This is a genomic window from Actinospica durhamensis (genome assembly GCF_018139695.1).
In the GTDB taxonomy this organism is placed as follows: Bacteria; Actinomycetota; Actinomycetes; order Streptomycetales; family Catenulisporaceae; genus Actinospica; species Actinospica durhamensis.
This window is the reverse complement of record NZ_JAGSOG010000561.1, coordinates 1-1,583: the sequence shown is the minus strand read 5'-3', so window position 1 is coordinate 1,583 and position 1,583 is coordinate 1. Positions and strand designations below refer to the sequence as shown.

Here is a 1,583-nt window from a genome sequence, read left to right as displayed (position 1 = left end):
CCCACCAGCCCCGGCGGCGCAACCCCCTGCCCAGCCAGGCACGCCAGGCCAGGGTCAGGACCAGGGGCAGGCACCGGGACCGGGAGCAGGATCGGGACCAGGGCAGAACTTTGCACCCGGCCAGGGCCCGGGATCCTCCGGCCCCGGACAGATGCCAGGCCAAGGACTAGGCTCTTCCGGCCCAGGACGGGCTCCAGGCCAAGGGCAAGGGCAAGGATCTTCCGGTCCAGGACAGGCTCCAGGCCAGGGATTGGGATCCTCCGGCCCAGGACAAGTGCCAGGCCAGGGACTAGGGTCCCCCGGTCCAGGACAAGTCCCGGGCCAGGGATTTGGGTCCTCCGTTCCAGGACGAGTGCCAGGCCAGGGATTCGGGTCCTCCGGTCCAGGACAGGTACCCGGTCCAGGCGCAGGGTCGGGATCAGGCCAGTCGCTTGGACAGAGCCCGGTACCTGGGCATGGTCCTGCGCAAGGCCGACCCGGCCAGCCCACGCAAGGCCAGCCCGGCCAGCCCCCCTTCGGCCAGGGACAGGGGCAACCCGGATCCGCCCAGCCACCATTCAGCCAAGGCCAACCCGGATCCGAGCGGCCGCCCTTCGGCCAACCCCAGCCCGGACCCGGCCAGCCCCCCTTCGGCCAAGCCCAGCCCGGACCCGGTCAGCCGCCTTACCCGCAGGGGCAACCTGGACCCGGTCAGCCGCCATTCGGCCAAGCCCAGCCTGGACCCGGTCACCCGCCGTTCGCCCAGGGACAACCCGGGCCCGGCCAATCGCCGTTCAACCAAGGCCAGCCCGGTCAGCCCCCTTACGCGCAAGGGCAACCAGGACCCGGCCAGCCGCCGTTCGCTCAAGGACAGCCCGGACCCGGTCAGCCCCCTTACGCGCAGGGGCAACCTGGACCAGGCCAACCGCCATTCAGCCAAGGCCAGCCCGGTCAGCCTCCTTCCGCGCAGGGACAATCCGGACCTGGCCAGCCCCCATTCGGCCAGCCGGGACAGGGCCAGTTCGGCCAACCCGGACAGGCACCTGGCCAAGGTCAGTTCGACCAACCCGGCCAAGCACCCGCTGGCCAGCAGTTCGGCCAACCCGGTCAGTCCGGCCCGACCGGACAGCCGTTCGGCCAGCCGGGCGTGACCGGTCAGCCCGGTTCGTCTGGCCCCGCGGGTCAGCCTGGTTCGTCCGGTGCCGCGGGTCAGCCTGGCCCGACGGGCGCGCCTGTTGCCGGACCGACGCCGGGACGTCCCGGGATGCAGATCCCTCCGCCGCCACCACCCCCGTCGTTCGGCGCGGGGCAGCGTGGGGCGCAACCTGGCCCCGGATCGTCCGGTGCGCATCAGGCCCCGTCGACATCGACGCCACCGCCGCCGACCGGCGCTCCCGTACAGCTGCCGCCACCCGGCGGAGCCCCGATCTTCCCGCCGCCCACGCCCGCATCCGGGCCCGCGCCGACGTCCCCGACTCCGGGTCCGGGGCAGCCGACACCCGGACTGCCCCCGTCGGGACAGCCGACGCCGGGGCAATCGACGCCGGGACAGTGGGCACCGCCGGGACAGCCGACGCCGAACCCAGGCATCACTGTGCCTCCGC

The 1,583-nt window shown here is 73.5% G+C and carries 1 protein-coding gene; it reads left to right on the top strand.

The features are described from left to right. Window positions 1-431: 431 nt before the first annotated feature. On the top strand, window positions 432-1,130 hold the full coding sequence (locus tag KDL01_RS41010; RefSeq protein WP_212534125.1) for a chromosomal replication initiator protein DnaA: 699 nt from the start codon (window positions 432-434) through the stop codon (window positions 1,128-1,130). Window positions 1,131-1,583 lie beyond the last annotated feature (453 nt).